Below are 2346 nucleotides of genomic sequence, written 5' to 3'. Positions count from 1 at the left end.
TCCTCTTTCAGTTCTTTGACTGCCTGTGCAGATGCATCTTCCCCGGATGCCTCGATCTCTACATCGGTATAGTTCTGCACAGGCAAGTCCGAATCATCTTCAGATTTTGTATCTGATTTTTGCTTTTCTCCACCATTGTCCTGTGCATGTGCCTGACCTTCCGTATCCGTCAGGATCACCTTTCGGCTGATGATGTAGCTGTCACTCTGATCCTTTGGTACAACCATGTAAGAGGCAATGTAAGTTCCGGCTTTGTCCGGATGGTATTCCCCACCCTTTTCATCTTGGATGCTGACAAGCGTAACATCCTCTTTTTCTGCATCATAATGGATTCCTTCCATACTGGTTTCCACTGCAAATGTTTCATCCGAAATCTCTTTCATGATATCGTCTGCCGTAACCGCCTTCTCTTTCTGACTCGTAGCCGCCTGTTCGGATGCCTGTACCTCCTGCCCCACATCCGTCTGCTCGGCAGCAAACGCATTGGCACTGCTTAAGGTACTGACGCCCATCAGGACAGCCAGTCCAAAGGCTGCGATTCTGGTTTTTAAATTCTTCACCTTCATGTGTGTTCCCTTCCTATAATAAATATATTGTTCAGTAAAATACCGCAGAAGGCTCTCCCTCTGCGGTAACATTTATCTTGTATATTGCTTTTCTGCTTTTTTCATTTCCTGTCTGGTGCGTTTTACTGCATCCATCACTGCCTTTGTCGGCAAATCGTTTTCCAGACATCCTTCCAGAATTCCATCCAGATAAAATTTCGATGGTCTTGCCGGAACATCCTTATGAGGGGAGTTCATCGTGTATACGAATACTTCCCTTAAAGCTCCAGCCTGATCCTTTACCTGAATGGTTTCTTTCCCATAAAAATTCGGAAATCCTTCATAAAAATCCAGATTCTTTTCACAAGCTTCTGTGATCTTCCATAAGACTCCATCCACATAGCTTCCTTTTTCCGGAAGCACAGTTGCAACGCCATTTCCCGGAGCTCTGCCACGAAATGCCAGCCGGTAATCTTCCAGCCGGACATTGCCAACCACTTCCGCATCCGGACAGCGGAATCTCATCTGCCCCAGGTTCATGTTACTGCCATATGCAAAATAATATCTTTCTTCTATTTTCCTCACCTCGATCTGACGTCTTCCGTCCTTTGTTTTTTCTTCAGGCACTCATATGTGCTTTTGTCATATCTCCATGCCAGATCACCTTCCAGATTTGCCAGCAGATGTTTCCGTACATTCTTATATTCTTCTCCGATTAATCCGAGCCGCAACAAAAACGTTCGGAATGTAAACGCCGGGTTTTCTGAGATCGGTGTCTTTTTCATCTGGGTGGATCTCTGATTGATCGCCTGGGCGGAAATCGCAAGTGCCAGTGTAATGTTCGCCCTCACTTTTCCTGCATGAAGGGTACTTTCAAAACAGCGCCACTCCAATGTTCCTTTGGAAAATACAGCATGGAGGTTTAACGCATAATACCGGGTACTGTCATAATGATTATGACTTCCATCCCTGCCTCCATACCAGACATTTCTTACCCGGTCCATCGTAATGGATTTGTTTGGCATTTTTCGGATTTTTTCCAATACCTCCGGACGCACCTTCTGACAATAGCTGTACTCTCTTCTTTCCTGCACTTTCAGTGCTTTGAACAGGATATCTTCCTTTGCGTACATAATGGTCAGCGCATTTTTCAGACTCTGCGGTGTATGGTTCGCCGCATCTACATGAACATGCTGACCACAGGACTCATTGACAAAACCTCCATGCCTCCGCAGACAGCGTACAACTTCCTGTAACTTTCCCATTTCATCATAGGATAATTTCGGTGATACCATCTCTGTTGAATATTCTCTATCTGCTGACACGATTCGACCACCTGATTTTCTTTGTGTATCAATGCTTCCGTCAGACATGAACTTCCACTTTTTTCCTTCCCAATCTCTCGCTGACCATATTCCGTAATACGCACCTTCATAAACGGCTTCTGTCCCGAACAGTTCTGCTACAACTTCTGCAGCCCGTTGTCTGGTGATCCCAGTCATCTCGATTTCCGTACCAAAGTACTGATCCTGAATTCCAATCATCACCGACACTATCCTTTCTCAGACAGTTCCAGTTCTTTTCGCTCCGCATCTGCCTTTCGCAATAGTGCTCCGATTGCTTCGATCACCGTAACAGTTACCCCGTTCCCAGCCTGTTTATATAGCTGTGCATCCGATGTGCAGTCTATGATCTTATCGATCTGCCAGTCATAATATCCCTGCAGACGCAGACACTCTCTTGGAACCAGCCTGCGTATTCTTCCGTGATACAAGATGCCATGACGATCTGTTGCAGTAAT

Annotated in this window: 3 protein-coding genes and 1 pseudogene; all 4 read right to left on the bottom strand. The window is 45.7% G+C overall.

Features of this window, described 5'->3' with window-relative positions; genetic code table 11:
- Positions 1-566, bottom strand: a pseudogene (locus DXC04_RS15285) (SpaA isopeptide-forming pilin-related protein); the annotation flags it as partial.
- A gap of 72 nt (positions 567-638) precedes the next feature.
- Positions 639-1172 (bottom strand): gamma-glutamylcyclotransferase family protein, encoded by a 534-nt coding sequence (locus DXC04_RS15280; protein ID WP_330411528.1) that lies wholly within the window; start codon positions 1170-1172, stop codon positions 639-641.
- Positions 1127-2089 (bottom strand): amidoligase family protein, encoded by a 963-nt coding sequence (locus DXC04_RS15275; RefSeq protein ID WP_118661327.1) that lies wholly within the window; start codon positions 2087-2089, stop codon positions 1127-1129. The genes DXC04_RS15280 and DXC04_RS15275 overlap by 46 nt, the downstream gene beginning before the upstream one ends.
- 8 nt (positions 2090-2097) lie before the next feature.
- A partial coding sequence (locus DXC04_RS15270; RefSeq protein ID WP_199692560.1) for a DNA cytosine methyltransferase occupies positions 2098-2346 on the bottom strand: 249 nt, incomplete at its 5' end.

Source organism: Dorea sp. OM07-5, from assembly GCF_003481355.1.
In the GTDB taxonomy this organism is placed as follows: domain Bacteria; phylum Bacillota; class Clostridia; order Lachnospirales; family Lachnospiraceae; genus Dorea_D; species Dorea_D hominis.
This window is presented reverse-complemented; position numbering and strand designations above follow the sequence as displayed.